Origin of the sequence: Agrococcus sp. UYP10 (assembly GCF_040547205.1) — a bacterium.
Classification (GTDB): domain Bacteria; phylum Actinomycetota; class Actinomycetes; order Actinomycetales; family Microbacteriaceae; genus Agrococcus; species Agrococcus jenensis.
In genome coordinates this window covers 1,479,088-1,505,239 of the sequence record NZ_JBEPPG010000001.1, presented here as the reverse complement: position 1 = coordinate 1,505,239, position 26,152 = coordinate 1,479,088, and the positions used below count along the sequence as shown (strand labels likewise).

The 26,152-nt window shown below is 73.3% G+C and carries 25 protein-coding genes, 3 tRNA genes and 1 pseudogene; 9 read left to right on the top strand and 20 right to left on the bottom strand.

Annotation, left to right across the window (positions count from 1 at the left end):
- Positions 1-20 precede the first annotated feature (20 nt).
- Positions 21-1,679 (top strand): ABC transporter ATP-binding protein, encoded by a 1,659-nt coding sequence (locus ABIB37_RS07520; RefSeq protein WP_354258742.1) that lies wholly within the window; start codon positions 21-23, stop codon positions 1,677-1,679.
- Positions 1,680-2,223: 544 nt separating this feature from the next.
- Here the strand turns inward: ABIB37_RS07520 and ABIB37_RS07515 are convergent.
- The 3 genes from ABIB37_RS07515 to ABIB37_RS07505 all read right to left on the bottom strand — a co-directional run bounded on the left by ABIB37_RS07515 (position 2,224) and on the right by ABIB37_RS07505 (position 5,949).
- Complete coding sequence (locus ABIB37_RS07515) at positions 2,224-3,144, bottom strand: ABC transporter permease (protein WP_354261561.1); 921 nt, start codon at positions 3,142-3,144, stop codon at positions 2,224-2,226.
- Between the two features lie 14 nt (positions 3,145-3,158).
- Complete coding sequence (locus tag ABIB37_RS07510) at positions 3,159-4,163, bottom strand: ABC transporter permease (RefSeq protein WP_354258739.1); 1,005 nt, start codon at positions 4,161-4,163, stop codon at positions 3,159-3,161.
- A gap of 112 nt (positions 4,164-4,275) precedes the next feature.
- Positions 4,276-5,949 (bottom strand): ABC transporter substrate-binding protein, encoded by a 1,674-nt coding sequence (locus ABIB37_RS07505; protein WP_354258736.1) that lies wholly within the window; start codon positions 5,947-5,949, stop codon positions 4,276-4,278.
- 295 nt (positions 5,950-6,244) lie between these two features.
- On the opposite strand from ABIB37_RS07505, the gene ABIB37_RS07500 reads away from it, so the two are divergent.
- Positions 6,245-7,666: a sensor histidine kinase gene (locus ABIB37_RS07500; protein WP_354258733.1), complete on the top strand. Its 1,422-nt coding sequence runs from the start codon at positions 6,245-6,247 to the stop codon at positions 7,664-7,666.
- Positions 7,663-8,310: a response regulator gene (locus ABIB37_RS07495; protein WP_354258731.1), complete on the top strand. Its 648-nt coding sequence runs from the start codon at positions 7,663-7,665 to the stop codon at positions 8,308-8,310. Before ABIB37_RS07500 ends, ABIB37_RS07495 begins: the two co-directional genes overlap by 4 nt.
- Here the strand turns inward: ABIB37_RS07495 and ABIB37_RS07490 are convergent, their stop codons facing one another.
- The 6 genes and pseudogenes from ABIB37_RS07490 to ABIB37_RS07465 form a co-directional block, all read right to left on the bottom strand.
- Positions 8,311-9,021, bottom strand: a complete 711-nt coding sequence (locus tag ABIB37_RS07490) for a FadR/GntR family transcriptional regulator (RefSeq protein ID WP_354258728.1) — start codon at positions 9,019-9,021, stop codon at positions 8,311-8,313.
- A gap of 83 nt (positions 9,022-9,104) precedes the next feature.
- Positions 9,105-9,794, bottom strand: a complete 690-nt coding sequence (gene rplA / locus ABIB37_RS07485) for a 50S ribosomal protein L1 (RefSeq protein ID WP_354258725.1) — start codon at positions 9,792-9,794, stop codon at positions 9,105-9,107.
- A gap of 80 nt (positions 9,795-9,874) precedes the next feature.
- Positions 9,875-10,306: a 50S ribosomal protein L11 gene (rplK, locus tag ABIB37_RS07480; protein WP_123696209.1), complete on the bottom strand. Its 432-nt coding sequence runs from the start codon at positions 10,304-10,306 to the stop codon at positions 9,875-9,877.
- 75 nt (positions 10,307-10,381) lie between these two features.
- Positions 10,382-10,987, bottom strand: a pseudogene (nusG, locus tag ABIB37_RS07475) (transcription termination/antitermination protein NusG); the annotation flags it as partial.
- Between the two features lie 120 nt (positions 10,988-11,107).
- Positions 11,108-11,314: a preprotein translocase subunit SecE gene (secE, locus tag ABIB37_RS07470; protein WP_245989992.1), complete on the bottom strand. Its 207-nt coding sequence runs from the start codon at positions 11,312-11,314 to the stop codon at positions 11,108-11,110.
- 131 nt (positions 11,315-11,445) lie between these two features.
- Positions 11,446-11,518, bottom strand: a tRNA-Trp gene (locus ABIB37_RS07465).
- 190 nt (positions 11,519-11,708) lie between these two features.
- Here ABIB37_RS07465 and ABIB37_RS07460 point away from each other — a divergent pair.
- On the top strand, positions 11,709-12,902 hold the full coding sequence (locus tag ABIB37_RS07460) for a pyridoxal phosphate-dependent aminotransferase (protein ID WP_502914038.1): 1,194 nt from the start codon (positions 11,709-11,711) through the stop codon (positions 12,900-12,902).
- A 114-nt stretch (positions 12,903-13,016) separates the two neighbouring features.
- Positions 13,017-13,802 (top strand): alpha/beta hydrolase fold domain-containing protein, encoded by a 786-nt coding sequence (locus ABIB37_RS07455; protein WP_354258722.1) that lies wholly within the window; start codon positions 13,017-13,019, stop codon positions 13,800-13,802.
- Between the two features lie 23 nt (positions 13,803-13,825).
- Here ABIB37_RS07455 and ABIB37_RS07450 read toward each other — a convergent pair whose 3' ends face one another.
- The 7 genes from ABIB37_RS07450 to ABIB37_RS07420 form a co-directional block, all read right to left on the bottom strand.
- Positions 13,826-14,275, bottom strand: a complete 450-nt coding sequence (locus ABIB37_RS07450) for an SRPBCC domain-containing protein (protein WP_354258720.1) — start codon at positions 14,273-14,275, stop codon at positions 13,826-13,828.
- 171 nt (positions 14,276-14,446) lie between these two features.
- Positions 14,447-15,592, bottom strand: a complete 1,146-nt coding sequence (locus tag ABIB37_RS07445; RefSeq protein ID WP_354258717.1) for a UDP-N-acetylmuramate dehydrogenase — start codon at positions 15,590-15,592, stop codon at positions 14,447-14,449.
- Complete coding sequence (locus ABIB37_RS07440; protein WP_354258714.1) at positions 15,589-16,011, bottom strand: MaoC/PaaZ C-terminal domain-containing protein; 423 nt, start codon at positions 16,009-16,011, stop codon at positions 15,589-15,591. Before ABIB37_RS07440 ends, ABIB37_RS07445 begins: the two co-directional genes overlap by 4 nt.
- Positions 16,012-16,028: 17 nt before the next feature.
- Positions 16,029-16,472 carry an FAS1-like dehydratase domain-containing protein gene (locus tag ABIB37_RS07435; RefSeq protein WP_354258711.1) on the bottom strand — a complete coding sequence of 148 codons (444 nt, stop codon included), beginning with the start codon at positions 16,470-16,472 and terminating at the stop codon, positions 16,029-16,031.
- A gap of 157 nt (positions 16,473-16,629) precedes the next feature.
- Positions 16,630-16,703 (bottom strand) — tRNA-Met (locus ABIB37_RS07430).
- 38 nt (positions 16,704-16,741) lie between these two features.
- Positions 16,742-16,813 (bottom strand) — tRNA-Thr (locus tag ABIB37_RS07425).
- 56 nt (positions 16,814-16,869) lie between these two features.
- Positions 16,870-17,781 carry a LysR family transcriptional regulator gene (locus ABIB37_RS07420; RefSeq protein WP_354258708.1) on the bottom strand — a complete coding sequence of 304 codons (912 nt, stop codon included), beginning with the start codon at positions 17,779-17,781 and terminating at the stop codon, positions 16,870-16,872.
- A gap of 72 nt (positions 17,782-17,853) precedes the next feature.
- On the opposite strand from ABIB37_RS07420, the gene ABIB37_RS07415 reads away from it, so the two are divergent.
- On the top strand, positions 17,854-18,792 hold the full coding sequence (locus ABIB37_RS07415; protein WP_354258705.1) for an EamA family transporter: 939 nt from the start codon (positions 17,854-17,856) through the stop codon (positions 18,790-18,792).
- 10 nt (positions 18,793-18,802) lie between these two features.
- On the opposite strand, the gene ABIB37_RS07410 is transcribed toward ABIB37_RS07415, so the two are convergent.
- From ABIB37_RS07410 to ABIB37_RS07395, 4 genes are read right to left on the bottom strand one after another with little or no spacing between them, the layout of a single operon-like run.
- Complete coding sequence (locus ABIB37_RS07410; protein ID WP_354258702.1) at positions 18,803-19,621, bottom strand: glycosyltransferase family 2 protein; 819 nt, start codon at positions 19,619-19,621, stop codon at positions 18,803-18,805.
- Positions 19,618-20,586 (bottom strand): glycosyltransferase, encoded by a 969-nt coding sequence (locus ABIB37_RS07405; protein WP_354258699.1) that lies wholly within the window; start codon positions 20,584-20,586, stop codon positions 19,618-19,620. Before ABIB37_RS07405 ends, ABIB37_RS07410 begins: the two co-directional genes overlap by 4 nt.
- On the bottom strand, positions 20,583-21,701 hold the full coding sequence (locus ABIB37_RS07400; RefSeq protein ID WP_354258696.1) for a glycosyltransferase: 1,119 nt from the start codon (positions 21,699-21,701) through the stop codon (positions 20,583-20,585). The genes ABIB37_RS07405 and ABIB37_RS07400 overlap by 4 nt, the downstream gene beginning before the upstream one ends.
- The gene (locus ABIB37_RS07395; RefSeq protein ID WP_354258693.1) at positions 21,701-22,852 is read right to left on the bottom strand and encodes a glycosyltransferase; all 1,152 of its coding nucleotides are present in this window, start codon (positions 22,850-22,852) and stop codon (positions 21,701-21,703) included. Before ABIB37_RS07395 ends, ABIB37_RS07400 begins: the two co-directional genes overlap by 1 nt.
- 138 nt (positions 22,853-22,990) lie before the next feature.
- On the opposite strand from ABIB37_RS07395, the gene ABIB37_RS07390 reads away from it, so the two are divergent.
- From ABIB37_RS07390 to ABIB37_RS07380, 3 genes are read left to right on the top strand one after another with little or no spacing between them, the layout of a single operon-like run.
- Positions 22,991-23,899: a WcbI family polysaccharide biosynthesis putative acetyltransferase gene (locus ABIB37_RS07390; protein ID WP_354258690.1), complete on the top strand. Its 909-nt coding sequence runs from the start codon at positions 22,991-22,993 to the stop codon at positions 23,897-23,899.
- 14 nt (positions 23,900-23,913) lie between these two features.
- Positions 23,914-24,867, top strand: coding sequence for a glycosyltransferase family protein (locus tag ABIB37_RS07385; RefSeq protein ID WP_354258687.1), 954 nt, complete (start codon positions 23,914-23,916; stop codon positions 24,865-24,867).
- Entirely contained in the window at positions 24,864-26,150 is a 1,287-nt protein-coding gene (locus ABIB37_RS07380; RefSeq protein WP_354258684.1) for a glycosyltransferase family 2 protein, read from the top strand. The genes ABIB37_RS07385 and ABIB37_RS07380 overlap by 4 nt, the downstream gene beginning before the upstream one ends.
- Positions 26,151-26,152: the final 2 nt, after the last annotated feature.

Genomic DNA, 26,152 nt, shown 5'->3' with positions numbered 1-26,152 from the left:
GGGCAGTGCAGGATGGTCGCATGAGCGACGCGAAGAAGCCGCTGCTGGAGGTCTCCGGACTCAAGGTGGAGTTCACGACCCAGGACGGCCTGGTCACCGCCGTGCACGAGGCGGACCTCACGCTGGCCGCGGGCGAGACGCTCGCGATCGTGGGCGAGTCGGGCTCGGGCAAGTCGACGACCGCGATGGCGATCATCGGGCTGCTGTCCGGCAACGGCCGGGTCATGTCCGGCAGCATCCGGCTCGACGGCGAGGAGCTCGTCGGCGCGAACGAGGCCGCGATGCGCAAGGTGCGCGGACGCCGCATCGGCCTCGTGCCGCAGGACCCGATGTCGAACCTCAACCCGGTCGCGCGCATCGGCTCGCAGGTGGCCGAGACGCTGCTCGCGCACGGCCTCGCCGACCGCCGCACCGTCGACGCGAAGGTCATCGAGACGCTCGAGGCCGCCGGGCTGCCGAACGCCGCCGAGCGCGCCAAGCAGTACCCGCACGAGTTCTCCGGCGGCATGCGGCAGCGCGCCCTCATCGCCATCGGGCTCGCCTGCCGGCCGCAGCTGCTCATCGCCGACGAGCCGACGAGCGCGCTCGACGTGACGGTGCAGCGCACCATCCTCGACCAGCTCGACACCATGACCAAGGAGCTCGGCACCGCCGTGCTGCTCATCACGCACGACCTCGGGCTCGCCGCGGAGCGCGCACAGCGGGTCGTCGTCATGCACCGCGGCCGCGTCGTCGAGCAGGGGCCGGCCAAGCAGATCCTCGAGGCGCCGCAGCACCCCTACACGCAGTCGCTCGTGAAGGCGGCGCCGTCGGTGGCGATGGCGCGCCTGCGGCCCGAGGACTTCGCCCGCACCGAGGGGCGACCCGACGTCGCGGTGCCGCGCAACGCATCCGACATCATCCTCGAGTTCGAGAACGTGTCGAAGGAGTTCCACGTGCGCGGGCGGCGCGAGCCGTTCAAGGCCGTCGACGACATCAGCCTCAAGGTGCCGCGCGGCACGACGGTCTCGATCGTGGGCGAGTCGGGCTCGGGCAAGACGACCGCCGCGCGCATGCTGCTGAAGGCGTTCGAGCCGACGAGCGGCACGGTGCGCTTCGAGGGCAAGGACGTGTTCGCGCTCTCGCGCGAGGAGCAGAAGGCGTTCCGCCAGCGCGTGCAGCCGGTCTTCCAGGACCCGTACTCGTCGCTCAACCCGATGTTCACGATCGAGCGCATCATCGACGAGCCGCTCTCGTTCTACAAGCAGGGCTCGAAGACCGAGCGGCAGCGCCGCGTGCGCGAGCTGCTCGACCACGTCGCGCTGCCGAGCGACATGGCGCGCCGCTACCCCTCGGAGCTGTCGGGCGGGCAGCGGCAGCGCGTCGCGATCGCCCGCGCGCTGGCCCTCTCCCCCGACGTCATCGTCTGCGACGAGCCGGTGTCGGCGCTCGACGTGCTCGTGCAGGACCAGATCCTGCGACTGCTCGGCGACCTGCAGCGCGACCTCGGGCTCAGCTACCTCTTCATCTCGCACGACCTCGCCGTCGTGCGGCTCATCAGTGACTACGTCGCGGTGATGCAGAACGGCAAGCTCGTCGAGGCGGCGACCTCCGAGGAGATCTTCACGAACCCGCGCGACCCCTACACGCGCAGGCTGCTCGCCTCGATCCCCGGCAACGAGCTGAAGATCGCGAGCTGACCCCGAGCGGTCACTCCCACGCTCGAGCGGTCACTCCCGCGCCTGAGTGGTCACTCCCGTGCCTGAGCGGTCACGCCCGCGCCTGAGCGGTCATTCCCGCGCCTGGATGGTCACTGCCGCGCCGGAGCGGTCATTCCCGCGCCCGAGCGGCTGCTCGCGCAGGTGCGCGGGCGTCCCTGAGCTCAGTGGCACCTTCGAGCGCCCGCGATGCGGCAGGGATGCCGTGACTACCTGCCGGGAGCGTCACTCACCACGCGCGTCGCTCATCACTTCCTGGATGCGTTGGTCTCCACATCCGAGACCGGCGGCTGCACTCGCCCTGACCCGCCAACGTCACCACTCACCTGCGGGAGTGACCCCTCAGGTGCCGGCGTGACCGCTCACCCGCGGGCGTGACCACTCGCGCGGGGAAGCGACCAGTCACGTGCGGAAGCGACCAGTCACGCGCGGAAGTGACCCTTCGCGCGCGGAAGTGACCACTCACGCGCGGAGGTGACCACTCGCCGCGGGCGGGACGCGCCGGACCTGCCGCGCGCGGGGGCCGTCAGCGCTTGCGGGTGCGGGGGTCCATCGCCTCGCGGAGGGCCTCGCCGAGCAGCGTGAAGCCGAGCGCGGTGATCATGATGCAGATGCCGGGCAGGAACGCGAGGTGCGGCGCGATCGCGAGCTCCGACTGCGCGTAGGTGAGCATGCGCCCCCACTCTGCCGCCTCGGGGCGTCCGCCGCCGAGGCCGAGGAACGACAGCGCGGCGGCGTCGATGACGGCGGTCGCGAGCGTCAGCGTCGCCTGCACGATCACGGGCCCGACGGAGTTCGGCAGCAGGTGCGACATCGTGATGCGACCCGTGCCGAGCCCGAGGGTGCGGGCGGCGAGCACGTAGTCGGCCTCGCGCTGGCCGAGCATCGACGAGCGCAGCAGGCGGGCGAAGATCGGCACCTGCGCGACGCCGATGGCGATCATGACGGCGAGCGGCGTGCGCCCGAGGATCGCGGCGATCGAGACCGCGAGCAGCAGGTGCGGCACCGACAGCAGGATGTCGACGACGCGCATGACGATCGTGTCGACCCATCCGCCGAACGCGCCGGCGAGGGCGCCCAGCACCATGCCGCCGACGAGACCGAAGAACGTCGATGCGATGCCGATGATGAGCGACGCCTGCGCGCCCCAGATGAGCTTCGAGACGACGTCGCCACCGAAGCGGTCGATGCCGAGCGGGAACTCGGGGATCTCGCCGATGCCCGGCAGCGACGTCGGCCGCAGGTACTCGCGGCCGGGGGTCGCGAGCTCCGGGTAGGGCGCGATCCACGGCGCGAGCAGTGCGACGAGCACGAACGCGGCGATGACGACGCCGCCGATCCACGCGGCGGGGCTGCGGCGCACGCGCCGCAGCACGTCGCCCCAGAAGCTGCCGCTGCGGCGCCCGCTCGCGGCCGGCCCCGTCTCGGGCGTCGGGACGGTGGGCAGGACCTCTGCGGCGCTCACTGGATCCTCACTCTCGGGTCGATGATGCTGTACGAGATGTCGACGAGCAGGTTGATGAGCGCGTACGCGATCGCGATGAAGAGCACGAAGCCCTGCAGCACAGCGAAGTCGCGGGCGAAGATCGCGTCCTTCATGAAGGCGCCGATGCCGGGGAACGCGAACACCGTCTCGGTGAGCACGGCGCCCGAGATGAGCAGGCCCGCCTGGAGGCCGATCGTGGTGACGACGGGCAGCATCGCGTTGCGGAGCACGAAGCGGTTGCGGATGACCTGCGTCGAGACGCCCTTCGCGCGACCCGTGCGCACGTAGTCGGCGTTCACGACCTCGAGCACCGAGGCGCGGGTGATGCGCACGATGATCGCGAGCGGGATGGTCGCGAGCGCGATCGCGGGGAGCAGCAGGTGGACGATCGCATTCACGGATGCGTCGAGCTCGCCGGTCAGCAGGCCGTCGAGCACGAAGAACCCCGTCACGTGGGTCGCATCGATCTCCCGGTCCTGCCTGCCCGTCGAGGGCAGCCATCCGAGCTGCACCGCGAAGACGTACTTGAGCATGAACGCGAGGAAGAATACCGGGATCGTGATGCCGATGAGGCTGCCCGTGACGGACAGGTTGTCGATGATGCCGCCGTGGTGGCGAGCCGCCCAGTAGCCGAGCGGCACACCGATGCCGACGGCGAGGATGAGCGCGACGATCGCGAGCTCGAAGGTCGCGGGGAAGCGGTTGACGAACTCCTCGAGCACCGGCCTGCGGGTCTCGATCGAGTTGCCGAAGTCGCCCTGCAGCAGCCGGCCGAGCCAGGTGATGTACTGCTCGGGCAGCGGCCGGTTGAAGCCGTAGGCCTCGTTGATGCGCTCGACGGCCTCCGGCGTCGCGCGCTCGCCGAGCAGCGCGGAGGCCGGGCCGCCGGGCAGCGCCCGGACCCAGAAGAACAGCAGCACGGTCAGGCCGAACAGCGTCGGGATCAGCAGCAGCAGTCGTCTGCCGATGGTTCTCAGCACGTGGTCTCTCCGTCGGGGGCGGGCTGGGTGCGGCGCGCGAATCGCGCGGTCCGTTCGTGGCGGATGCCGCGGGCCGGTCGTGGCCCGCGGCATCCGCTGGTGACGATCGAGGCTACTCGCTCAGCTCGATCATGTTGAACACCTCGTCGTTGACGGGGCTGGCCGGGTACGAGGTGACCCGCGAGTCGAACGCCAGCGACGGCGCCGGGTGCGCGAGCGGCACGCCGGGCACGAACTGCGCGATCTGCTCGTTGATCTCCTGGTAGGCCGTCGCCGCCTCGTCCGGGTCGGCGATCTGCCGCGCCTCGCTCAGTGCGCCGAACAGCTCCGGGTTCTCGAAGCCCCACTCGTTGGAGTAGCCGTTGAAGAAGACGCCGACGAAGTTGTCGGTGTCGTTGTAGTCGCCGGTCCAGCCGAGCAGGTGGATGCCGTGGTCGGCCCCGCCGCGCATGCGGTCGAGGTAGTCCGTCCACTCGTCGGAGACCGGGTTCACCGTGATGCCGACCTCAGCGAGCTGCGACGACAGCGCGGTGAAGATCTGCTCCGGGTTGGGCATGTACGGGCGCGAGATGTTCACGGGGTAGTTGAACGTCAGCTCCAGGCCGTCGGCGTAGCCGGCCTCGGCCAGCAGGTCGCGCGCGGCGTCGGGGTCGTACGCGTAGTCGGTGACGCCCTCGTTGTAGCCGTTGACGACCGGCGGGATGAACTGCGACGCGACCTCGGTGCCCTCCGGGAGCACCTGCGTCACGAGCGCCTCGCGGTCGACAGCGTGCGCGATCGCCTGGCGGACGCGCACGTCCTGCAGCTCCGGCACCGTCTGGTTGAACCCGAGGTACAGGATCGTGAACGGGTCGCGCTGCATCACGTTGAAGCCGGCGTCCTCGAGCGCGGCGGTGTCGGCCGGCGCGACGTAGTCGAAGCCGTCGATGTCGCCCGCCTCGAGCGCCTGGCGGCGCGCCGTGGGGTCGTCGATCGTGCGGAAGACGATCTCCTGGATCTGTCCCTGCTCGCCCCAGTAGTCGGCGTTGGCGGAGAGGACGACCTCGCTGCCCGGCGACCACGACTCGAACTTGAAGGGACCGGTGCCCGTCGGGTGGCCCTCGCCGTACTCGCTGTACTCGGGCGCCTCCTCCGAGCCGCCGACGTCATCCGCGCCATACTCCTCCAGCGCAGTCGGGCTCTGCATCGAGAAGGCGGGAAGCGAGAGGGAGGCGATGAAGCCCGAGAACGGACGCGTGAGGCTCACGGTCGCGGTGGTCTCGTCGTCGGCCGAGCACGACGCGTAGAGCGCGTTCTCGTCGCCGGCGAACCCGCCGTAGAGCGAGCCGTAGTAGTAGGAGAGGCTCTCGGTCGCCGTGAGGCCGGTCCAGTTGTACCAGCGGTCGAAGTTGGCGCAGACGGCCTCGGCGTCGAACGGGGTACCGTCGTGGAACGTGACGCCGCTCTTGAGCGCGAAGGTGTAGTCGAGGCCGTCCTCGCTGGTCTCCCAGCTCTCGGCGAGCAGCGGGGCCGGGTCGGCCGTGCCGGGCTCGACGCCGACGAGGCCCTCGAAGATCTGGCGCGAGATGCGGAAGGTCTCGCCGTCGGATGCGAACGCGGGGTCGAGGCCGGAGGGGTCGCTCGAAGCGCCGAAGACGAACGTCGAGTCGACGTCGCTGGCTGCTCCCGGCTCTGATGCTGCGGGATCGCCGTCGTCTCGCTGGCTCTGGCAGCCGGTGAGCAGGAGCGCGAATGCTGCGCCTGCCGCGAGACCCCCGAGGAGTCGCCGGTGTGCGGTTCGGTTCACGGTGCTGGACCTTTCCTTCTGGGACTGGACGCACGCCGCGGCTCGGCCGTGAGGCTGCGTAGGGACAACCTAGCGAGTCACAGGCGCCTCGAATGTCACAGCAGGGTCACGATCAGGTTTCGGTGCATGCGGGTCGCATCGGCTCGGTCGGCGCCTCCTCGCGGCAGCGCGTCGAGGGTTCGCGTCCGAGTGCAGGGCAACTCGGACGCGAACGCTCAACACGGGTCTCGTCCTCGGGGAGGAGATCCGGCCGGATGCCGTGCCGCGGCCGCGCGGGCAGGCCTAGCCTGACGCCATGGACATGACCCGGAGCCGTCGGCTCGCCGAGCGCTGGTGGCCCGCGCCGATCGCCGCGATCGTCTTCCTCGCGAACGCGCTGACGCGCTTCGGGGAGCCCCTGCTCATGCTGGCGATCCTCGTGCTGTGCCTCGCGCTCGCCGTCGCGCGCGTCGGACCGCTGCAGTCGTTCTGCATCGCCGCGCTCGGCGCCGTGCTCGCCCCGCTCGCCGGGGAGACCAGCACGGGATGGGTGCTGCTCGCCTTCGCGCTCGCCGTCGGCCTGCTCGCGAGCTGGGGCGTCGAGCCGCTGCGCTGGCGGCTGCTGCTCGGGATCCCGGTGGCGGCGACGGCCGCTGCGGCGCTCATCCTGCTCGGCCTGCGCGCGGAAGCGAGCATCGGCTCCTCCTCGGTCGCGAGCTGGGCGGCCGGGTACGCGTGGACGTTCGCCGTGGTCGCGTGGGCAGCGGTCATCGGCGCTCGCGCGCTGCGCGACTACCTGCGGGTCGAGTCCGCGAAGCAGCAGGCCGTCGCCCGCACCACCGTCGTCGAGTCGGAGCTGCGCGACGAGCGGCTGCGCGCCGACCTCACGCATGACTTCCACGACGTCATGGCCCATTCCCTCGCCGTGCTCGCCGCCCAGGCCGAGGGGCTGCGGCTCAGCCACCGGCAGCATCCCGAGCGCATCGACCCGGTGCTGACGACGATCAGCGACACCGCGCGGCTCGCCCTCGTCGAGGTGCGGCAGCTGCTCGAGCGCGTCGACGACGACGACCGGCGCCCGCAGGCGACGAGCGCCGACATCCCGGGGCTGGTCGCGCAGCTGCGCTCCGCCGGTCCCACCGTCGCCCTGCAGGATGTGGGCACGCGCGGGCACCTCGCCCGCGTGGCCGACATCGCCGCCTACCGGATCGTGCAGGAGAGCCTCACGAACGCGCTGCGGCACGGCGGCGCGGACATCGAGGTCTCGGTCTCCCTCACCTGGACCGGCCCGGGGCTCACGATCGTGGTCTCCTCCCCCATCCGCGACCGCACCGCGCTGCGGCCGGCTGGGCGCGGCATCGCGGGCATGCTCGAGCGGGCTCGGCTCGCAGGCGGCTCGCTCGAGATCGATGCGGACGGCGATCGCTTCGTGGTGAGCGCGCACCTGCCCTACTCGCCCGTGAGCGACGCCCCGACCGCTCCCCTCAGCGAGGACCAGCTCGCCACGCTGCCCGTGCCGGTGCAGCGGCGGCCCGAGGAGGTCGTGGCGCCGTGGATCGTGGAGGCGTCGCGGCGCTACGAGCAGCGCCACCCGCGACAGGCCGCCGCCGACTGGTCGCAGGCGACGACGGTCGACCTGACCCCCGTGCAGCCGTCGGACGGCAGGGTCGCCAACCCGATGTCGGGACCGGATGCAGCGCCGCAACCGGATGCGGCGCCGCGGCCGGAGCGCGCGTGATCCGGCTGCTGCTCGTCGACGACCAGGAGCTCTTCCTGCAGGGGCTGTCGATGATCCTCGAGAGCCAGGACGGGCTGGAGGTCGTCGGCACCGCGCTCGACGGCGCGCAGGCGGTCGAGCGCGTGCGCGAGCTGCAGCCCGACGTCGTGCTCATGGACATCCGCATGCCGGTGCTCGACGGCGTCGCGGCGACCGCCGCCATCCGCCGGACGTCGGCCGAGCCGCCGCACATCATCGTCCTCACGACCATCCGGCACGATCGCGCCGTGGTGGATGCGCTCCGCGCGGGGGCGAGCGGGTTCCTGCTGAAGGACGCGCGGCCGGAGTTCCTCGTGCAGTCGATCCGGGCGGTCGTCGACGGGCAGCAGGTGATCGCGCCCGCCGAGACCTTCGACCTGCTGCGGGCGTTCGCGCCGGTGCGGCCGGCGCCCGACACCAGCGTGCTCGAGCCGCTCACCGACCGGGAGCGCGAGCTCTTCGCGCTCGCCGCGCGCGGGCTCTCGAACGCCGACATCGCACAGCAGCTCTGGGTGGCGGAGACGACGGTGAAGACGCACATGCGCGCGATCCTCGCGAAGCTCGGCGTCGCGTCCCGCGTGCAGCTCATCGCGCTCGCCTACGAGCACCGCCTCATCGAGGCGTAGTCAGCGGCCGGGCGACTCGATCGCCGCGACGATGCCCGCGACCGACGCCATGTGCTCGCGCATCGCGGCCTCCGCGGCGGGCGCGTCGCCCGCGGCGATGGCCGTCGCGATGGCCTCGTGCTGCTCGTGCTCGATGCCGAGCAGCCCGTGCTCCGCGCGGTGCTGGCGCACCTGCACGATCGCCTCGTAGACGCGGTGGCGCACGGCGCCCGTGAACCACAGCAGCGCCGGGTTGCCGGCCAGGTCGGCGATGCTGCGATGCAGGTCGAGGTCCGCGAGGGCGTAGGCGTCGCGGTCGTCGGCGAGCGCGGCCATCCGGTGCACCTCGTCGACGAGCTCGGCGCGCGCGTCGGGCGTCGCCCGCTCCGCGGCGAGCCGGGCGGCCTGGATCTCGAGCGGCGCGCGCACCTCCATGAGCGCGGCGAGCGGCTCGCCGGTCGCCTGCAGCGCGCGCGTCAGGAAGAGCGAGATGAGGTGGTCGTCGAGCTGCCGGACGATCGCGTTGCGGCCGTTCATGAGCTCGACGACGCCGGTGGCGTGCAGCGCGCTCAGCGCCTCGCGCACGACCGGCCGCGACACCTCGAAGCGCTCGCTCATCGCGGCCGTCGACGGCAGCGACTGCCCCGGCTCGAGCCCGTCGGCCTCGATGAGGTCGAGGATGGAGCGCTGCACCTGCGCGGTGAGCGTGCTCGAGGCGGAGGCTGGTGGCATTGCTCCATCCCACCACGAGTTCGCACCGTCCCCCAAACGCAGGAGAGCCCCGCCGAAGCGGGGCTCTCCTGGGGTGCGGTGCGTCAGATCGTGGTGACGTCCACCGGCACGCCCGGACCGAACGTGGTCGAGACGGTCGCCTTCTGCACGTAGCGGCCCTTCGACGACGACGGCTTCAGGCGGACGATCTCGTCGAGCGCGGCCTGGATGTTGTCGCTGAGCTGCTCTGCCGAGAACGAGGCCTTGCCGACGATGAAGTGCACGTTGGCGTGCTTGTCGACGCGGAACTCGATGCGGCCGCCCTTGATGTCCGTCACGGCCTGCGCGACGTTCGGGGTGACGGTGCCGGTCTTCGGGTTCGGCATCAGGCCGCGCGGGCCGAGCACCTTGCCGAGACGACCGACCTTGCCCATGAGCTCGGGGCTCGCGACGGCGGCGTCGAAGTTGGTCCAGCCCGCGGCCACCTTCTCGATGAGCTCGTCGGATCCGACCTCGTCGGCGCCGGCGGCGATGGCGGCCTCAGCGGCCGGGCCCTGCGCGAAGACGATGACGCGAGCGGTCTTGCCGGTGCCGTGAGGAAGAGAAACGGTACCGCGGACCATCTGGTCAGCCTTGCGGGGGTCGACGCCGAGCTTCAGCGCGACCTCGACGGTGGAGTCCGTCTTCGTCGAGCCGGTCTCGCGAGCGACCGCGACGGCCTCGGCGGCCGTGTAGGACTTGTCAGCGTCGATCTTCGCCGCTGCGGCCTTGTAGGCCTTGGACTTCTGTGCCATGTGGATCTCCTAGATCAGAGTTCGTGGTGCGCGCCTGGCAGGCGCTCCCACTGGTGAGCCGTGCGGCTCGGGAGTCGAGGTCAGCCCTCGACGGTGATGCCCATGGAGCGGGCGGTGCCGGCGACGATCTTCTTCGCGCCCTCGATGTCGTTCGCGTTGAGGTCGGCCATCTTCTGCTCGGCGATCTCGGTGATCTGCGCCGACGTGAGCTTGCCGACCTTCGTCGTGTGCGGGACGCCGGAGCCCTTCTTGACGCCTGCGGCCTTCTTGATCAGCTCTGCGGCCGGCGGGGTCTTGAGGATGAAGTCGAACGAGCGGTCCTCGTAGACCGTGATCTCGACCGGGATGACGTTGCCGCGCTGGTTCTCCGTCGCGGCGTTGTACGCCTTGCAGAACTCCATGATGTTGACGCCGTGCTGACCGAGCGCCGGTCCGATCGGGGGCGCCGGGTTGGCGGCGCCGGCCTGGATCTGCAGCTTGATCAGACCCGTGACCTTCTTCTTGGGTGCCATGTCTCTTCCTTCTTGGTGTGTCGCGATCGCGGGCAGCGCTGAGCGCCCGGGACCGCATCCAGTCCCCTGTGGGGGCTAGAGCTTGCTGACCTGTCCGAAGCCGAGCTCGACAGGGGTCTCGCGCTCGAACAGGCTGACGAGCACGGTGAGCTTGCGGCTCGCCGGCTGGATCTCGCTGATCGTGCCCGGGAAGCCCGCGAACGAGCCCTCGGTGATGGTGATGGTCTCGCCGACCTCGAAGTCGACCTCGACCGCGAGCTGCGTGGGCTGCTGCGACGGCGCGGACTTCTGCTGCTCGGCGAGCTGCTCGTCGGCGATGGGCTTCAGCATCGTGAAGGCCTCGTCGAAGCGCAGCGGCGCGGGGTTGTGGGCGTTGCCCACGAAGCCCGTCACGCCGGGCGTGTGCCGGACGACCGACCAGGTGTCCTCGTCGAGCTCCATGCGGACGAGCACGTAGCCGGGGACGCGCACGCGGTTGACGCGCTTGGCCTGGCCGTTCTTCGTCTCGAGCACGTCCTCGGTCGGGACCTGGATCTCGTAGATGCCGTCGACCTGCATGTTCTCGGCACGGGAGGCGATGTTCGCCTTGACCTTCTTCTCGTAGCCGGCGTACGAGTGGATGACGTACCAGCGGCCGGGCTTCAGGCGCATCTCGCGCTTGAAGTCGTCGTACGGGTCGGTCTCGGGCTCGGCCGGCTTCTCGTCGGCAGGCACGAGGTCGTCGAGCGCCTTGTTCAGCTCGATGTCGAGGTCGTTGACGTCAGACACAGTCCACCTTCTCCTTCAGGTCCTGGATCGGGCTCAGCCGGCGAGGCCGAACATCGGCAGGTCGCCGAACATCCAGCCCACGAACGAGCCGAACAGGAGGTCGAGGCCAGACACCAGCAGCATCATGAAGACGACGAACACGAGCACGACGAGCGTGTACCGGATCAGCTCCTTGCGGGTCGGGGTGACGACCTTGCGCAGCTCGACCAGGACTTCCTTGAGGAAGGTCCACAGGCGCATGAACGGGTTGCGAGACGCACCCTCGCGCGTGCGGGGTGCCTCCTCGATCGCGTTCTCAGCCACGGTGACCCTTCGGTTTGTTCGGCCCGGCGGGTGCCAGGCCCGTCAGGCGCCCTCACGGGCGCCTCGAGCAGGGCGGACAGGACTCGAACCTGCAACCTGCGGTTTTGGAGACCGCTGCTCTACCAATTGAGCCACCGCCCTGGGCGGGTGGAGTGCCATGGCGTCGCCCATGATCGCCCGTGCAGGGCATACGACAGCATGGCGGTTGTCAACCACCAAGGAGAGAGTCTACGACGGGTCGGCATCCCCTGTCCACTTGACGGCGCGCCATCCCCGGCTCGATCGCGAGAGATCCGGGCGGCGACACGCGGTGCCGCCTAGGCTGGGCGCCGTGAACCGCATCGCCGCCCGCATCGCCGCCATCAACGAGTCCGCGACCCTCAAGGTCGACGCGAAGGCCAAGGCGCTCAAGGCCGCCGGCCGCGACGTCATCTCGTACGCCGCGGGCGAGCCGGACTTCGCCACCCCGCAGAACATCGTCGAGGCCGCGCAGCGCGCGCTCGCCGACCCGAAGAACTACCGCTACACGCCCGCGGCCGGCCTGCCGGAGCTGCGCGAGGCGATCACCGCGAAGACGCGGCGCGACTCGGGCCTGGAGGTCGAGCCCAGCCAGGTGCTCGTCACGAACGGCGGCAAGCAGTCGGTGTACCAGGCGTTCCAGACGATCCTCGACCCGGGCGACGAGGTGCTCGTGCCGACGCCGTACTGGACCACCTACCCCGAGGCGATCGCGCTCACGGGTGCGCGGCAGGTCGACGTCTTCGCCGGCGCCGAGCAGGGCTACCTCGTCACCGTCGACCAGCTCGAGTCCGCCCGCACCGACCGCACGAAGGCGCTGCTCATGGTGAGCCCGTCGAACCCGACGGGCGCCGTCTACCCGGCCGACCGCGTGCGCGAGATCGCCGAGTGGGCGGAGGCGAACGGCCTGTGGGTCGTGAGCGACGAGATCTACCAGAACCTCGTCTACGACGGCGAGCGCGCCGTCTCGGTGACGGAGGCCGTGCCCGCCCTCGCCGACCGCACCATCCTCGTCAACGGCGTCGCGAAGACCTACGCGATGACCGGCTGGCGCGTCGGCTGGATGGTCGGCCCCGCCGACGTCATCAGGGCGGCCGCGAACCTGCAGTCGCACCTGACGAGCAACGTGAACAACGTCGCCCAGCGCGGGGCGCTCGAGGCGCTCACCGGCCCGCAGGACGCGGTCGGCGAGATGCTCGCGGCGTTCGACCGCCGTCGGCAGACGATCGTCGCCGAGCTCTCGCAGATCGACGGCATCACCGTGCCGACGCCCAGGGGCGCGTTCTACGTCTACGCGGACGTCGCCGGGCTGCTCGGCCGGACCTGGGGCGGCGTCACGCCCTCGTCGAGCCTCGAGCTCGCCGACCTGATGCTCGAGCAGGCCGACGTGGCCGCGGTGCCGGGCGAGGCCTTCGGCCCCTCGGGCTACCTGCGCTTCTCGTACGCGCTCGGCGACGACGCGCTGCTCGAGGGCGTCCAGCGGCTCCAGCGCCTCTTCGCCGCGTAGCCGGTGGAGCTCGAGCGGGTCGCGCCCGAGCTGCGCGATGCCGTCGCGAGACTCGGCGGCGTTCCGCTCGAGCGTCGAGTCGGCCGCGCCATCGGGAGGGTGGCGCCCCGGCTGATGCGCTGGCCGCGGGAGCCGGGCGTGCGCATCGGCCGCGCCCGCATCGGCGGCGTGCGCGTGCGCACCTACGCGCCGCCCGAGCCGCGCAGCGACGCCGTGCTGCTGTGGATCCACGGCGGCGGGATGCTCATCGGTGCGCCGGCGATGGACGACCACTTCTGCTCCGAGACGGCCGCCCGCCTCGGCCTCCGGGTCGTGAGCGTCGACTACCGGCTCGCACCCGAGCATCCGTTCCCGGCGCCGCTCGACGACTGCGCCCGCGTCTTCGCCGGGCTCATCGCTCGAGGCGACGCGCGGATCGCGCTCGGCGGCCAGAGCGCCGGCGCCGGCCTCGCCGCGGGGCTCGCCCAGCGGCTGCTCGACGAGGGCGGACCGCAGCCCATCGCGCAGCTGCTCGACTGCGCGATGCTCGACGACCGCACGGCCGCCGACGCGGCGCGCGACGACGAGGCGCACTTCGTCTGGGACAACCGCGAGAACCGCCTGGGCTGGCGCTCGCTGCTCGGCCAGGAGCCGGGCGCGCCGTCGGTGCCCGCCCATGCCGTGCCCGCGCGCCGCGCGGACCTCGGCGGGCTGCCGCCGGCCTGGATCGGCGTCGGCTCGATCGACCTCTTCCACGACGAGGACGTCGCGTACGCCGATCGGCTGCGCGCCGCCGGGGTCGACGTCGAGCTGCTGGTGGTGCCGGGTGCGCCGCACGGGCTGCTGGCGATCGCAGCGCGGTCGGCGCTCGCGGAGCGCTACCGGCGCGCGGCGCAGGACTGGCTCCGAGCCCGGATCTGACCGCGGCGAGGGCTGCGGCCTAGCTAGACGTGCTGGGCGTAGGCCCGGTAGCGCTCGAGCAGCTTCGGCCAGCCGGCGTGCAGCTCGCGGCCGCGCTGGTTGGAGTCGTTCCAGCCGGAGTGCGTGAGGTGGACCCGGGTGCCGCCGTGCGGCAGGTCGGTGAAGGTGACGAGCACCGTGGTCGCGTCGCCCTCGTGGGTGAGGCGGAAGGTGTGCCCGAAGCGCTCGCCCGGGATCGTCTCGATGACCTCGCCCCAGACGACCTCCCGGCCGTCGCGTCCGTGCTCGACGATGCGCAGGCCGTCGCGCTGCTCGACCTCGATGCGATCGAGCCCCGAGCCCGTCGCGGTCCAACCGGGGTGCCACCACTCGCTGAGGCCGTGCACGTAGGCGTCCCAGGCGCGCGTCCGGCTCACCGCCACCTCGAGCTCGTGCTCGATCGGCGAGGTGTCGTCCGGCTCGTGCTGATCCATGGCTGTCCCCTGAGCATCGACTCTGCCACGGCCCGACGCGGGGAGCAATCGTGGCGCCGATCACCGCGGACACGCGCACGCCATCCGGTGTGCGCTCGATCGGGCTGACGCCGCCGTGAGCCGCTCCTCGCGCTCGGCGGGCGGCTCAGGCCGATCGGACGCGCGGTCGGGCTAGAGCGTCAGGCCGACGAGCACGGGCTCCGGCGCGAGGTGCACGCCGAACTGGTTCTCGACGCGCGCCTGCACGAAGCGCGCGAGCTCGGCGATCTCCTCGCCCGTCGCGCCGCCGCGGTTGGTGAGGGCGAGGGTGTGCTTGTCCGAGATGGCGGCGCGCGAGCCCGGCAGCGAGAAGCCGCGTCCGATGCCCGCGTGCTCGATGAGCCACGCGGCCGACAGCTTCACCTGCGGCACCGGTCGCTCGAGCGACGGCACCGCCGTGTCGGCGTCGAGCGGCAGCACCGTCGCCTGGGGCGCGGGCGACGTCGACCAGCTCGGCACATCCTTCGGCAGCGCCGCGGCGAAGCGTGCGGAGACGATCGGATTGGTGAAGAACGAGCCGGCGCTCACCGAGTCGGGGTCGTCCGACAGCACCATGCCCTTCGAGCCGCGCAGCGCGAGCACCGATGCGCGCACATCCTCGAGCGGCACGCGCGTGCCGAGCTCGACCCCGAGCGCCGAGGCGAGCTGCTGGTAGGCGATCGGCTGGCTGCGGCCGTCGGGCGAGCGGCGCAGTTTCAGGTCGACCGACAGCACGACGCCGCGCAGCACGCCCCGCTTGATCGCCGAGTCGCGGTAGCCGAGCCGCAGCTCGGAGGCCGGCACCGACCGCACCTCGAGCGTCTCGGCATCCAGCAGCTCGATGCCCTGCAGCGTCGACGACAGCTCCTGGCCGTAGGCGCCGATGTTCTGCACGGGCGAGGCGCCGACCGAGCCGGGCACGCCGCTGAGCGCCTCGATGCCCGTCAGGCCCTGCTCGACCGCGAGCGCGACGAGCGCGTCCCACGACTCCCCGGCCTCGACGCGCAGCACGACGGCGTCGTCGACGGGCGCGTCCTCGCCGGCGGGCCGATGCGGCCGCTCCGCAGCGGGCAGCGTGCGGATGCCCCGGGTGGTGATGTGCAGGACGGTGCCGTCGTAGGGCTCGTCCGACGCGACCGTGTTCGAGCCGCCGCCGAGCAGCAGGTGGTCGCCGCCGTCCGCCACGATCTCGGTGTAGGCCGCGATGACCTCGTCGCGCGAGCCCGCCTCGATCCAGCGGCCGACCTCGCCGCCGACGCGCATGGTCGTGGCGTCGGCGAGCCTGCGCGACGCGGTCATCGGTCGGTCGCCACGACGACCTGCGCCTTGCCGAGCACGGTCTGCTCGCCGACTGTGACGGTGAGGTCGATGCGGGCACTGCCCTCGTCGACGCGCGCGACCTTCGCCACCACGTGCAGCGCCGCGCCCGTCTGGGGATCGACGACCACGGGCCGCGTGAAGCGCACCTGGTAGTCGAGGATGCGCGCGGGGCCGGCCCAGTCGACGACGGGCTGCACGGCGGCGCCCATCGTGAGCATGCCGTGGGCCAGCACGCCCGGCAGGCCGACGGACTCGGCGACGTCGTCGCGGTAGTGGATGGGGTTGAAGTCGCCGGAGGCACCGGCGTACCGGACGAGCGAGTCGCGCGTGAGCGCGAGGTCGCGCTCCGCGACCACCTGCCCGACCTCGAGCTCGCCGAGCTGCTGCGTGCCGGTCATCGGCGTCGTCCCCTCCATCAGGCGGCCCGCACCACGAGCGTCGACGTCGCCGTGACCACGTGCTCGCCGTCCGCATCCGTGATGACGCTCTCGCTCGTCACCATGTCGTTGCCGCCGAGCGACTTCACGCTCGTCACGGTCAGCTGCGCCGTGAGCTCGTCGCCGGCGACGATCGGCCGCGTCGCGCTGAAGCGCTGGTCGCCGTGCACCACGCGGGTGAAGTCGACGCCCGCGGTCTCGTCCTCGAGCAGTTGGCGGAGCGTGAGCTCCTGGATGACGATCGGGAAGGTGGGCGGCGCGATCACGTCGGCATGGCCGGCGGCGCGCGCGGCGTCGACGTCGAGGTGCTCGGGGCGCGTCGCCTGCACCGCGCGGGCGAACTCGCGGACCTTCTCTCGCCCGACGAGGTACGGGGCCGTGGGCGGGTACTGCCTGCCCTGGATCTCGGGGTTCACTGGCACGCAGCCAGTCTAGGCAGTGGCGCGGTCCTGCCACCGGGAGACCCTGACTCCCCCGACGTACGATCACGACGTCAGCGCGCGGAAGCATGCACTGCCGGCGGTGCCGGCTCCGGACATGCCGAAGGGGACCGGACGCATCCGATCCCCTTCGTGGCGGTAGCGAGGGCGGGGTTCGAACCCGCGACCTCACGATTATGAGTCGTGCGCTCTCACCAACTGAGCTACCCCGCCAGAACGCCCACCCAAGCACGAAGCATCAAGCGAACGCGAGCCCCGAGCGAGGATTGAACTCGCGACCCCTTCCTTACCATGGAAGTGCTCTACCGCTGAGCTATCGGGGCGAAGCCGTGATGGCAACCGGAATATCGTAGCACCGCGGACGGCCCCTTCGCGCACCTCACGGCGCGAGCGCGTCGACGCCTCCGATCGTCCGCGCGCAGCGTCGCAGCGCGTCGATCGCGTGCGCGACGACGGCGCGCTCGGCGACGTCCGGTCGGGCGAGGACGCTGACGATCCGACCGGTCGGGAGCCCCGCGAGCGGCACGAGCGCGATGCCGCCGCCGGGCCGCGTGCTGAAGCGCGGCAGCATGCCGATCCCGAGGCCCGCGGCGACGAGCGCCTCGACGAGGCGGTTGTCGCGCACGCGCTGCCCGATCGCGAACCGCTCCCCCGCCGCCGCCTCGACCGCGATGCGCAGGTCGTCGAAGGGGTAGCCCTCCGGCACGCCGATCCAGCGCTCGCCCGCGATGTCCGCCGGCCGCACCGAGACGCTCCCCGCGAGCGGATGCGCCTCGGGCACGGCGATGTCGATCGGCTCCCGCAGCAGGTCGATCACGCGCAGGCCACGCCAGTCCGGCAGCGGCGTCGCCGCCATCCGGTGCCCGATCACGAGGTCGTGGTCGCGCGCGAGCGCCGCGTAGTCGGCCTCCGCGACGTCGTGGTCGTGCACGCGGAGGTCGACGTCCGCGCCGAGCGCCGCGATGAGCGACGGCAGCAGCACGACGCCCGCGCTCGGCAGGGCCGCGACGTCGACCCGCCCGCCGATCCCGCCGCGGTAGGCGGCCAGCCTGCCCTCGACCCGCGCGACCACGGCCGCGACCTCGATCGCGCCGGCGGCGAGCAGCCTCCCGGCCTCGGTCAGCCGCACCCCGCGGCCGAGGGGTTCGGTGAGCGGCAGCCCGATCGTGCGCTCGAGCGATCGGATGCGCTGCGACACGGCCGACGGGGTCACCCGCGTCGCGCGCGCCACGGCCGTGAGGCTGCCGCGCTCGTCGAGCTCCCGCAGCAGGATGAGGTCGCGCAGCTCCATGCAGCAACGCTACACAGTCGATGCAGCATTCATCGCTTGTGCTGCATGGTGCTCGCCTGCTCGGCTGTCCGCATGACGACGAGAGAACGACTGCTGGGCCTGCTGGTCGCCGTGCTGTGGGGGCTCAACTTCCTGGCGATCCACCTCTCGCTCGAGCAGTTCCCGCCCTTCTTCCTCGTGGCGCTGCGGTTCGCCCTCCTCGCGGTACCGACGATCCTGCTCGTGCCGCGGCCGGACGTGCCGCTGCGGTGGCTGCTCGGCTACGGGCTCGGGTTCGGCACGCTACAGTTCCTCTTCCTCTACTGGGCGATGGCGACCGGCATGCCGACGGGCCTGGCCTCGCTCGTGCTGCAGGCATCCGCCCCCTTCACGGTGCTGCTCGGCGCCACCCTGCTGCGCGAGCGCCTGGACCGCGCGCAGGTGCTCGGCATCCTGCTCGCGGTCGCGGGGCTGACCGCGATCGGCGCGCAGCAGCTCGGCACCGCCGCGCTCGGTCCGTTCCTGCTCACGCTGCTCGGTGCGCTCGGCTGGGCGCTTGGCAACGTCTCGAGCCGGCTCGCGCGCCCGTCGAAGCCGCTCCACCTGACGCTGTGGATGTCGGTCGTCCCGGTGCTGCCGATGCTCGCGACCTCGCTGTGGGTCGAGGGCCCCGACCGCATCGCGCAGTCGTTCGTCGGGCTCGAGACCACCACCGGCCTGCTCGCGATCGCCGGCCTCGCCTACACGATGCTGCTCGGCACGGTCGTGGGGAGCGGCATCTGGACCTGGCTGCTGAGCCGCCACCCGGCCGCGCGCGTCGCACCGTTCTCGATGCTCGTGCCCGTCGTCGGCCTGCTCACCGCCTGGATCGTGCTCGGCGAGACGCTCACGGCGGTCGAGATCGCCGGCGCCGGCGTGGTGGTAGCCGGCGTGCTGCTGGGATCCGGTGCGCTGGGCGGCGGGAGCCGCGCCGCCAGACCTGCCCCGGCCGAGCCGCCCACGGAGCGCGCGCCATCACCCGCCGCGCGCTGACGCGCGCTGGCTAGCGAGGAGTGGCGGCCGCGCGGCGCCAGCCGCCGTCGACGCGCTCGACCGCCCCCGCGGCCTCGAACGCCTCGAGCCATCCGCGCATGGGCCAGAACCCCCAGCGGTCGGCGAAGAGCCCGCCGTTGCGGAGGATGTCGTCCAGGTGCTGCCACGGCGGGCTCGAGGTCGGGTGGTGCTGGTGGTACGCGTGCGCGCCGCCCACCCACGCGAGCGGCGCCCGCGCTGCCTGCGCGCGCATCGCGAAGTCCGTGTCCTCCGCGCCGTAGCCCACGTAGGCCTCGTCGAAGCCGCCGATGCGGCGCCAGGTCGACGCGCTGAGGGCGAAGGAGAGCGACCAGAACAGCAGCTGGTCCTCCGGCGCCGCGACGTCGACCTCGCCGTCGGGCGGCGAGGGACGCGCGGCATGCGGGGCGGTCAGCGCCGCGAGATCCGTCTGGGCGTCGACGGCGACGCCCTCGGCAAGGTACGTCACGGGGCCGGCGAGCAGCGCTCCCGGGTGGGCGCGGAGCGCCCGGTCGTAGCGATCGAGCAGCGCGTCACCGGGCACGCAGTCGGCGTCGAGGAAGACGAGGCGGTCGCAACCGTGGTCGATCGCGGCCTGCGCGCCGGCGTTGCGGGCGGCGGCGAGCCGCATGCCCGCGGCCGCGGGCGGCACGTGCAGCAGGAGCGTCGCGGGCACGTCGTCGCCGGGCGGCTCGGCGTCGAGCCACACGACGATCCGCTCCAGGCCCGGGATGCCCCGCAGCCGCTCCTGCTGCCGGTCCAGGTGGTGCGCCCGCGCGCGCGACGCGAGCGTGATGGTGGCGATGGTCATGGCCGTCCTCCTGCCGCGACGCGATCGATGATCGCCGCGGCCCTGCCTGCGGCGCCGCGCACGCCCCACGCGCTCCAGTCCGGCTCGAGCGCCTGCGCGCGGGCGAGCAGTGCCGGCCAGTCACCGGGCGCGGATGCGTCGGCGACCACGGCGAGGCCCAGCTCGTCCAGCATGGCGGCCGTGCGGTGCTGCTCGTCGAACGGGCGCGGCCGCGGCACGACGATCGCGCTGGCCCCCGCCGCGGCGATGTCGGCGATCGCGTTCTGCCCCGCCGCCGTGACCACGACCTCCGCCTCGCAGAGCGCCTCCCACGGGTCGTCGATCCACGTGGCACCGCCGGCGACCCGCCACTGCCGGTCGGGCGTCGCCGCGATCGCCTCGCGCAGCATCGCGTCCCACGCCGCGTCGCGGCCGCCGCCGCCGAGCGCGAGCACGGTGCCCGGACGGCGCGCGGCCGAGCGCTCCCGGGTCGCGAAGCGCGAGATGCCGCCCACGGGGTGGACCTCGCCGTCGTCGGCCGGCCACGGGGCGAGCACCGCGTCGGCGAGCCGCCGGCCGAGCACGTGCGGGTCGTCGGTGCGGTCGCCCGGCTGGGTCATCAGCACGACGCGGCGCCCGAGGAGCCGCGCGAGCAGCGTCACCTCGACCGAGACGTCGACGACGATCGCGTCGAGGTGCGGGGCGCGGGCCGCGATCGCCGCCATCCGTTCGACGTGACCGCGGTGCCCGATGGGCGCCCAGTGCAGCGCGCCGCGCGCCGTCGGCTCGGCCGCCGACGGCGCGCCGGCCCCTTCGTCCTCGTCGTCGCGGGGCAGCTGCACCCACGTCGTGCCGTCGGGCAGCGCCGCGGGCTGCGGCAGCGAGCTGAACGCCACCACCGACGCGGCGACGTGCGGCCGGATCGCGAGGAAGCGCGTCAGGTGCCCCATGCCGTGGTGGTGCACGTACCAGCCGACCGCGGTCACGGCAGGGCCGCCGTGCGCTCGACGACATCGAGCCGGTCGCGGTAGAGCGCCTCGAGCTGCCGGTCCCGGCGCAGCGCCGAGAACCGCTCGACCGCGTGCTCGCGGATGCCGATCCGCGTGGTGCTCGGGAGGCGCAGCAGCTCGTCCGCGGCGGCCGCGAGTGCCACGACATCCCCGGGCGGCACGAGGCGCGTGCCTGGCAGCCCCTCGAGCACCTCGGAGATGCCGCCGCGGTCGAACGCGGCGACCGGCGTGCCGGTCATGAGCGCCTCGGCCAGCACGAGCCCGAAGGGCTCGTCCCAGCACGGCGTCACGAGCGCGCAGCCGCTGCGCCCCACGAGGTGGGCGAGCCGACGACGCCGCATGGGCCCGACGTGGCGGATGCCGCCCCCCAGCCGCGGCACCACGGAGCGCTCGAAGTACTGCTCGTCGCCCACGCGGCCCGCCACCACCAGGGGGCGCCCCATCGCGCGCGCCGCATCGGCGGCGAGGTGCGGGCCCTTCTCGGGCACGATGCGCCCGAACCACACGAGCCCTGGGCCGCCCGGCCCGAGCGGCCACGCGTCGGCGTCGACCGTGTTGAGCAGCACCGTCGACTCGACCCCGCTCGCGCGCCACTCCCCCGCCGTGTGGCCGCTCACCGCGACGAACGAGTGCGCGGGCCCGGCAGCATCGGCGGCCGCGACGAGCTCGGGCAGCGGCGGCGTGTGCAGCGTCGTGAGCATCGGGATGCCGTGCTCGGCGGCGCGAGCGATCGGCACCGGGTGCAGGCTGTGGTTGTCGATCAGGTCGAAGGCGGTGCGGTCGACGACGAGCTCGTCGACCACGGCGTCGAGCACGCTCGCCACCTGGTCCAGGTACCCGTCCGGATACGCCTCGTCGGACGAGCGCCCGCCGCCCCAGACCACACGGGGCAGCCGCATCTGCTCGGGGGTGCGATCGAGGAAGTCGGAGCCGCGCGCCGCCACGAGCGTGACGTCGTGGCCGCTCGCTCGCAGCGACCGCACGCGGTCCCACACGAGCGCCTCGAGGCCACCCGCGTGCGGCTCGCGGATCGGGTGGCGCGACGGGGCGATGACCAGGATGCGGAGGCGGTCACCGAGCGGGCGCCGCATCACCGCGCCCCGCCCTCGGCGAGCACCTCGCGGTAGAGCGCCGCGTGCGCCTCGGCCACGACCGCGCGCTCGACCAGGCGCCGTTCGCGACGCGCGCCCACCAGCCGCCGTCGCTCCGGCGATCCGGCGCGGGCACCGCGCGAGACCGCCTCGAGCACGGCCCGGCCCGCGTCGTCCGGCGTCGCGAACCCGACGTAGCCGTCCGGGTGCTGCCCCGCCATGGCGAGCGACCCGGGCCCGACGACGGTCACGCCGCGGTCGTAGCAGAGCTCGACCCAGCCGGAGTGGGTGCCGTGCCCGTACGGCAGCAGCGCGACGTCGAGGCGGTCGAGCTCGGCCAGCAGGGCGGCGTCGTCCGGACGCGCGCGCACGATGAGGTCGCAGTCGCCGCGGCCGCGCAGCGACGCCTCGACCCGGCTCGCGAGCGCCTCGTCGCGCGTCGTCGCGTTCAGCAGCACCCGTCCGGTCGCGGCCACGCCGGCGCTCGCGAGCGCGTCGAGCGCCTGCAGGAGCGCACGCACCGCCGCCTCGGCGTCGATGTTCGGGCGGAGGTCACGGAGGTGCACGCCGACGACGAGCGGCGCGTCGAGCCCCGCGTCGGGGTGCGGATCCGCGTCGACCGGGTCGTCGGCATCGTCGTCGAGGAGCGTCGGGTGCGCGAGCACGAGCGCATCGCGGCCCCACGTGCGACGCACCTCGTCGGCCGCGGCGCGCGTCAGCGTCACCAGTCGGGCGGCACGCGGGACGAGCAGGTCGAGGTCGCCCCGGTGGCCGGTCTGCTCGTCCAGCTGCGGGTTCTGCAGGTCGTGGACCGTGTAGACGAGGGGCTTGCCGAGCGCGTCGAGCGCGTCGAGCGCTGCCGCGAGGCGCCCCTCGGGCAGCGACTCCATGCCGAAGTGCACGTGCATGACGTCGAAGCGGTCGGCGGACCGCTCGATCCACTCGGCGTCGAGCATCGCCGGCGGCCACCAGCGGTCCGGATGCGCGGGGTCGGTCACCGGATCGGCGAGCACCACGACGCCCTCGGCCGCGGAGACGGCCCGCACGTAGGGGTGCGCGGCAGGCACGGAGGCGACCCGGACCGAGGCGACCCGCACGGTGGCGGTCCGCGATGCGGGCTCGATGACGTCGATGCGGTGCTCCTTCTGCAACAGGCGCGGGGATAAGCGGCGCGAGGCGTCGTCGGTGCGCAGCAGTGGAGGACCACCGGTTCGTACACTAGATGCTGGCGGCTGAGCGACCGCCCCGCGACCCTGCCGCCGTCGGCGCGCGCGCCGACAGGAGGCAGCATGACGAGCGAGGCCGCACAGGACGCCGCCCGTCGGCAGCACTACGCCGACCTCTACGACCCGAGCCCCCACGACGGTCCGACCGGCGTGCTGCTCGGCAACTGCCAGGCGGAGTCGCTGCGCCAGGCGCTCTCGGGCTCCGACGTGCGGCTGCTCCGGGTGCCGCCCGTGCACGAGCTCGAGGCGTCGGACCTGCCGCACCTCGAGCGGCTGCTCGCCGGTGTCGACGTCGTGGTCGCGCAGCCGATCCGCGACGACTACCGCGGCATGCCGCTCGGCACCCGGCAGCTGCTCGACGCCGTGCGCGTCGGCGCCCGCTCGGCGATCGTGCCGGTGATCCGCTTCGCCGGGCTCCACCCGTGGCAGGCGATCGTGCGGCCGCCGCACGACCCCTCTGCCGCCCCGCCGATCGTGCCGTACCACGACCTCCGCACGCTCGCCGAGGCCGCGGGGGCGGATGCGTCTGCCCCCGCGTCGCCCGCCGCCCTCCGCGAGGTCGGCCAGGCCTCGCTCGACCAGCTGCGGTGGCGAGAGGAGCGCTTCGGGACCGTGCCGATCTCCGACGCGCTCGCGCGCCCGACGTTCGACCACATGCGCACCATCAACCACCCCGGCAACCCCGTCTGGCACGCGCTCGCGGCGCGCGTGCACGAGGTGCTCCGGCTCGGCGGAGCTCCTGCGCCGCTCCCCCGGCCGCTGCTCGACCGCGTGCACGCGCCCCGGGCCGCGCAGGTCATCGACGCCCTCGGGCTCGACGCGGAGCCGCGCGAGCACTGGATCGTCGACGGCGAGCGCGTGGACGACGGGGACGTGCGCGCGGCACACCTGGCCTGGTATCGCGAGCACCCCGATGTCGTGGTCGCGGGCACCCGGCGGCACGCCGACGCCATGGCGGTGCTCGGGCTGTGACGGGCGCTCCGCCCGTGCTGCTCCACCGCGGCGACGCCCAGCACGGCGTCGACCGGTGCGCCAGGACGCTCGCCGAGGCGACGCGGGCGATGCACCCGGGCATGCGGCTCGAGCTGGACGGCGACGCAGCGGACGCCGAGCGCGTGCACCTGCACTTCACCGACCGGCTCTGGGGTGAGTCGCCCGAGTCCGCGGCCGACGCGGTCGAGGCGATCGCCGCCGGATCGCGGGTGGCGGTGACGCTGCACGACGTGCCGCAGGCCTCGGACGGCGTCGCCTCGATGCGGCGCCGCACCGAGGCCTACCGTCGCGTCGTCGACGCCGCCGAGCTCGTCGTCTGCAACAGCAGGCACGAGCGAGCGCTGCTGCGGGCGGCGTTGGGCGACGTGGCGGCGGAGGTCGTGCCGCTGCCCGCGGCGGCGCCGCTCCGGCGGCCGCAGCGCTGGGAGCCGCTCGCCGAGGTCGCGGTGCTCGGCTTCTTCTACCCGGGCAAGGGACACCGCGAGGCGGTCGACGCCGTCGCCTCGCTCGAGCCGCCGATCGCCGTGACCGCGATCGGCCGGGCGGCCCCGGGCCACGAGGCGGAGCTCGCCGAGCTGCAGCGGTACGCCGCCGCCCGAGGCGTCGACCTCTCGGCGACGGGCTTCGTGCCCGACGACGCGCTGCTCGAGCGCGCGCAGCGCGCGGCCGTGCCGGTCGTCGCGCACCAGCACGTGTCGGCGTCCGGCTCGCTCAACGACTGGATCGCAGCAGGCAGGCGGCCCATCACGATCGTGAACGACTACTTCGCCGAGATGGCGGCCCTCCGACCCGGCACCGTCGAGCTCGTGGAGCGCGATGGCCTCGCAGCCGCCGTCGCCGCGGCGCTCCGCGACCCGTCGCGCACGTGGCTGCCGGACGACGCCCGCAGCGCCCCGCACCTCGACGACACCGCGGCCGCCTACCTCGACCTGTGGGCGGCGTGGTGACGGCGCCGTTCGGCCGTCCCATCGCGGGCAACGGCTGGGAAGCGCTCGACGGGGAGCCGGCGGCGCCACGGTCCGTCTCGGTGATCGTCGCGCACTACGACCAGCAGGAGCAGCTCGACCGCACGCTCGCGGCGCTGCGCCGCCAGACGCATCCCCCCGAGCTGCTCGAGGTGATCGTCGCGGACGACGGCTCGCCCACCCCGCCCGCGGTGCCGCGCGACGTGACGCTCGTGCGGCAGAGGGATCTCGGCTTCCGCGTCGCTGCGGCCCGCAACCTCGGCGTGCGGCACAGCACTGGCGACGTGCTGTGCTTCCTCGACGCCGACACGGCGCCCGAGCCGGACTACGTGTCGAGGATCGCGCGGCTGCCCTCGCTCGCCCCGGACATCGTCGCGGTCGGGCGGCGACGCCACGCCATGCTGGCCGGCAGCGGGGACGACCGTGCCATCGAGGTGGCCGGTGCGGCGCGCGCGATCGACGAGCCGGCCTGGCTCGCCGATGCCTACGCGCGCTCGCGCGACCTGCGCGACGCCGACGCGCGCTCCTACCGCTTCGTCATCAGCGCGGTCGTCGCGTGCAGCCGCTGGCTCTTCGACGACGTCGGCGGCTTCGACGAGACGTTCGACGCCTACGGTGGCGAGGACTGGGAGTGGGCGTACCGCGCGTGGCTCGGCGGCGCGGCCCTCGCGCACGTGCCCGACGCGGTCGCCTGGCACGACGGCCCCGACTGGGCGGGCCGCGACGAGGCCGACCGGCTGCGGCGCAAGAACGTCGAGACGCTGCGGCTCATGCAGTCGATCGCGGCACCGGGCTCAGCCCCGCGCGGCGTGCTGGTGCGCGAGGCGGATGTGCTCGTCACCCTGCGATCGGCCGGCTCCGCGGCCGCCGGCGTCGTCTGCGTCGACAGCATCCTGCAGGTGCTGCCCGGCGCCCGCGTGATCGTGCCGCCGGTCGTGCGCGAGGCCCTCGCCGGCGACCCGCGGGTCGTCGAGCGCTGGAGCGGCACCCCGAGTGTCGAGGTCGACCTCGCGGCGCCCGTGCACGTCGACGCCGCGGCCGCCGCGCGGCTCCGGGCGGCGACCGCCGAGGTGGGCGAGGGCGACCTCGGCTCGATCGCGCTCGGTGCGCTCGTGACCGTCACGGCCACGCGGGCGGACGCGCGCGACCGCCGGTGGGGCCGGCCGACCGGGTGGCGCCGGGTCGAGCGCCCGGGCGACGGCGTCGTGCCGCTGCCCGAGGCGCCCGACCTCGAGGCGTACCTCGGCGGCTGGTGGGCTCCCTGAGG

Bases quoted from the DNA above. Each gene is read 5' to 3' on its own strand.
- ABIB37_RS07520 (WP_354258742.1), top strand. From the start codon at position 21: ATGAGCGACGCGAAGAAGCCGCTGCTGGAGGTCTCCGGACTCAAGGTG.
- ABIB37_RS07455 (WP_354258722.1), top strand. From the start codon at position 13,017: ATGCGCTGGCCGCGGGAGCCGGGCGTGCGCATCGGCCGCGCCCGCATC.
- ABIB37_RS07500 (WP_354258733.1), top strand. From the start codon at position 6,245: ATGGACATGACCCGGAGCCGTCGGCTCGCCGAGCGCTGGTGGCCCGCG.
- ABIB37_RS07400 (WP_354258696.1), bottom strand. From the start codon at position 21,701: ATGCGGCGCCCGCTCGGTGACCGCCTCCGCATCCTGGTCATCGCCCCG.
- ABIB37_RS07450 (WP_354258720.1), bottom strand. From the start codon at position 14,275: ATGGATCAGCACGAGCCGGACGACACCTCGCCGATCGAGCACGAGCTC.
- secE (WP_245989992.1), bottom strand. From the start codon at position 11,314: ATGCGCCTGTGGACCTTCCTCAAGGAAGTCCTGGTCGAGCTGCGCAAG.
- ABIB37_RS07445 (WP_354258717.1), bottom strand. From the start codon at position 15,592: ATGACCGCGTCGCGCAGGCTCGCCGACGCCACGACCATGCGCGTCGGC.
- ABIB37_RS07490 (WP_354258728.1), bottom strand. From the start codon at position 9,021: ATGCCACCAGCCTCCGCCTCGAGCACGCTCACCGCGCAGGTGCAGCGC.
- ABIB37_RS07390 (WP_354258690.1), top strand. From the start codon at position 22,991: ATGACGAGCGAGGCCGCACAGGACGCCGCCCGTCGGCAGCACTACGCC.
- ABIB37_RS07410 (WP_354258702.1), bottom strand. From the start codon at position 19,621: ATGACCATCGCCACCATCACGCTCGCGTCGCGCGCGCGGGCGCACCAC.
- ABIB37_RS07415 (WP_354258705.1), top strand. From the start codon at position 17,854: ATGACGACGAGAGAACGACTGCTGGGCCTGCTGGTCGCCGTGCTGTGG.
- rplA (WP_354258725.1), bottom strand. From the start codon at position 9,794: ATGGCACAGAAGTCCAAGGCCTACAAGGCCGCAGCGGCGAAGATCGAC.
- ABIB37_RS07440 (WP_354258714.1), bottom strand. From the start codon at position 16,011: ATGACCGGCACGCAGCAGCTCGGCGAGCTCGAGGTCGGGCAGGTGGTC.
- rplK (WP_123696209.1), bottom strand. From the start codon at position 10,306: ATGGCACCCAAGAAGAAGGTCACGGGTCTGATCAAGCTGCAGATCCAG.
- ABIB37_RS07420 (WP_354258708.1), bottom strand. From the start codon at position 17,781: ATGGAGCTGCGCGACCTCATCCTGCTGCGGGAGCTCGACGAGCGCGGC.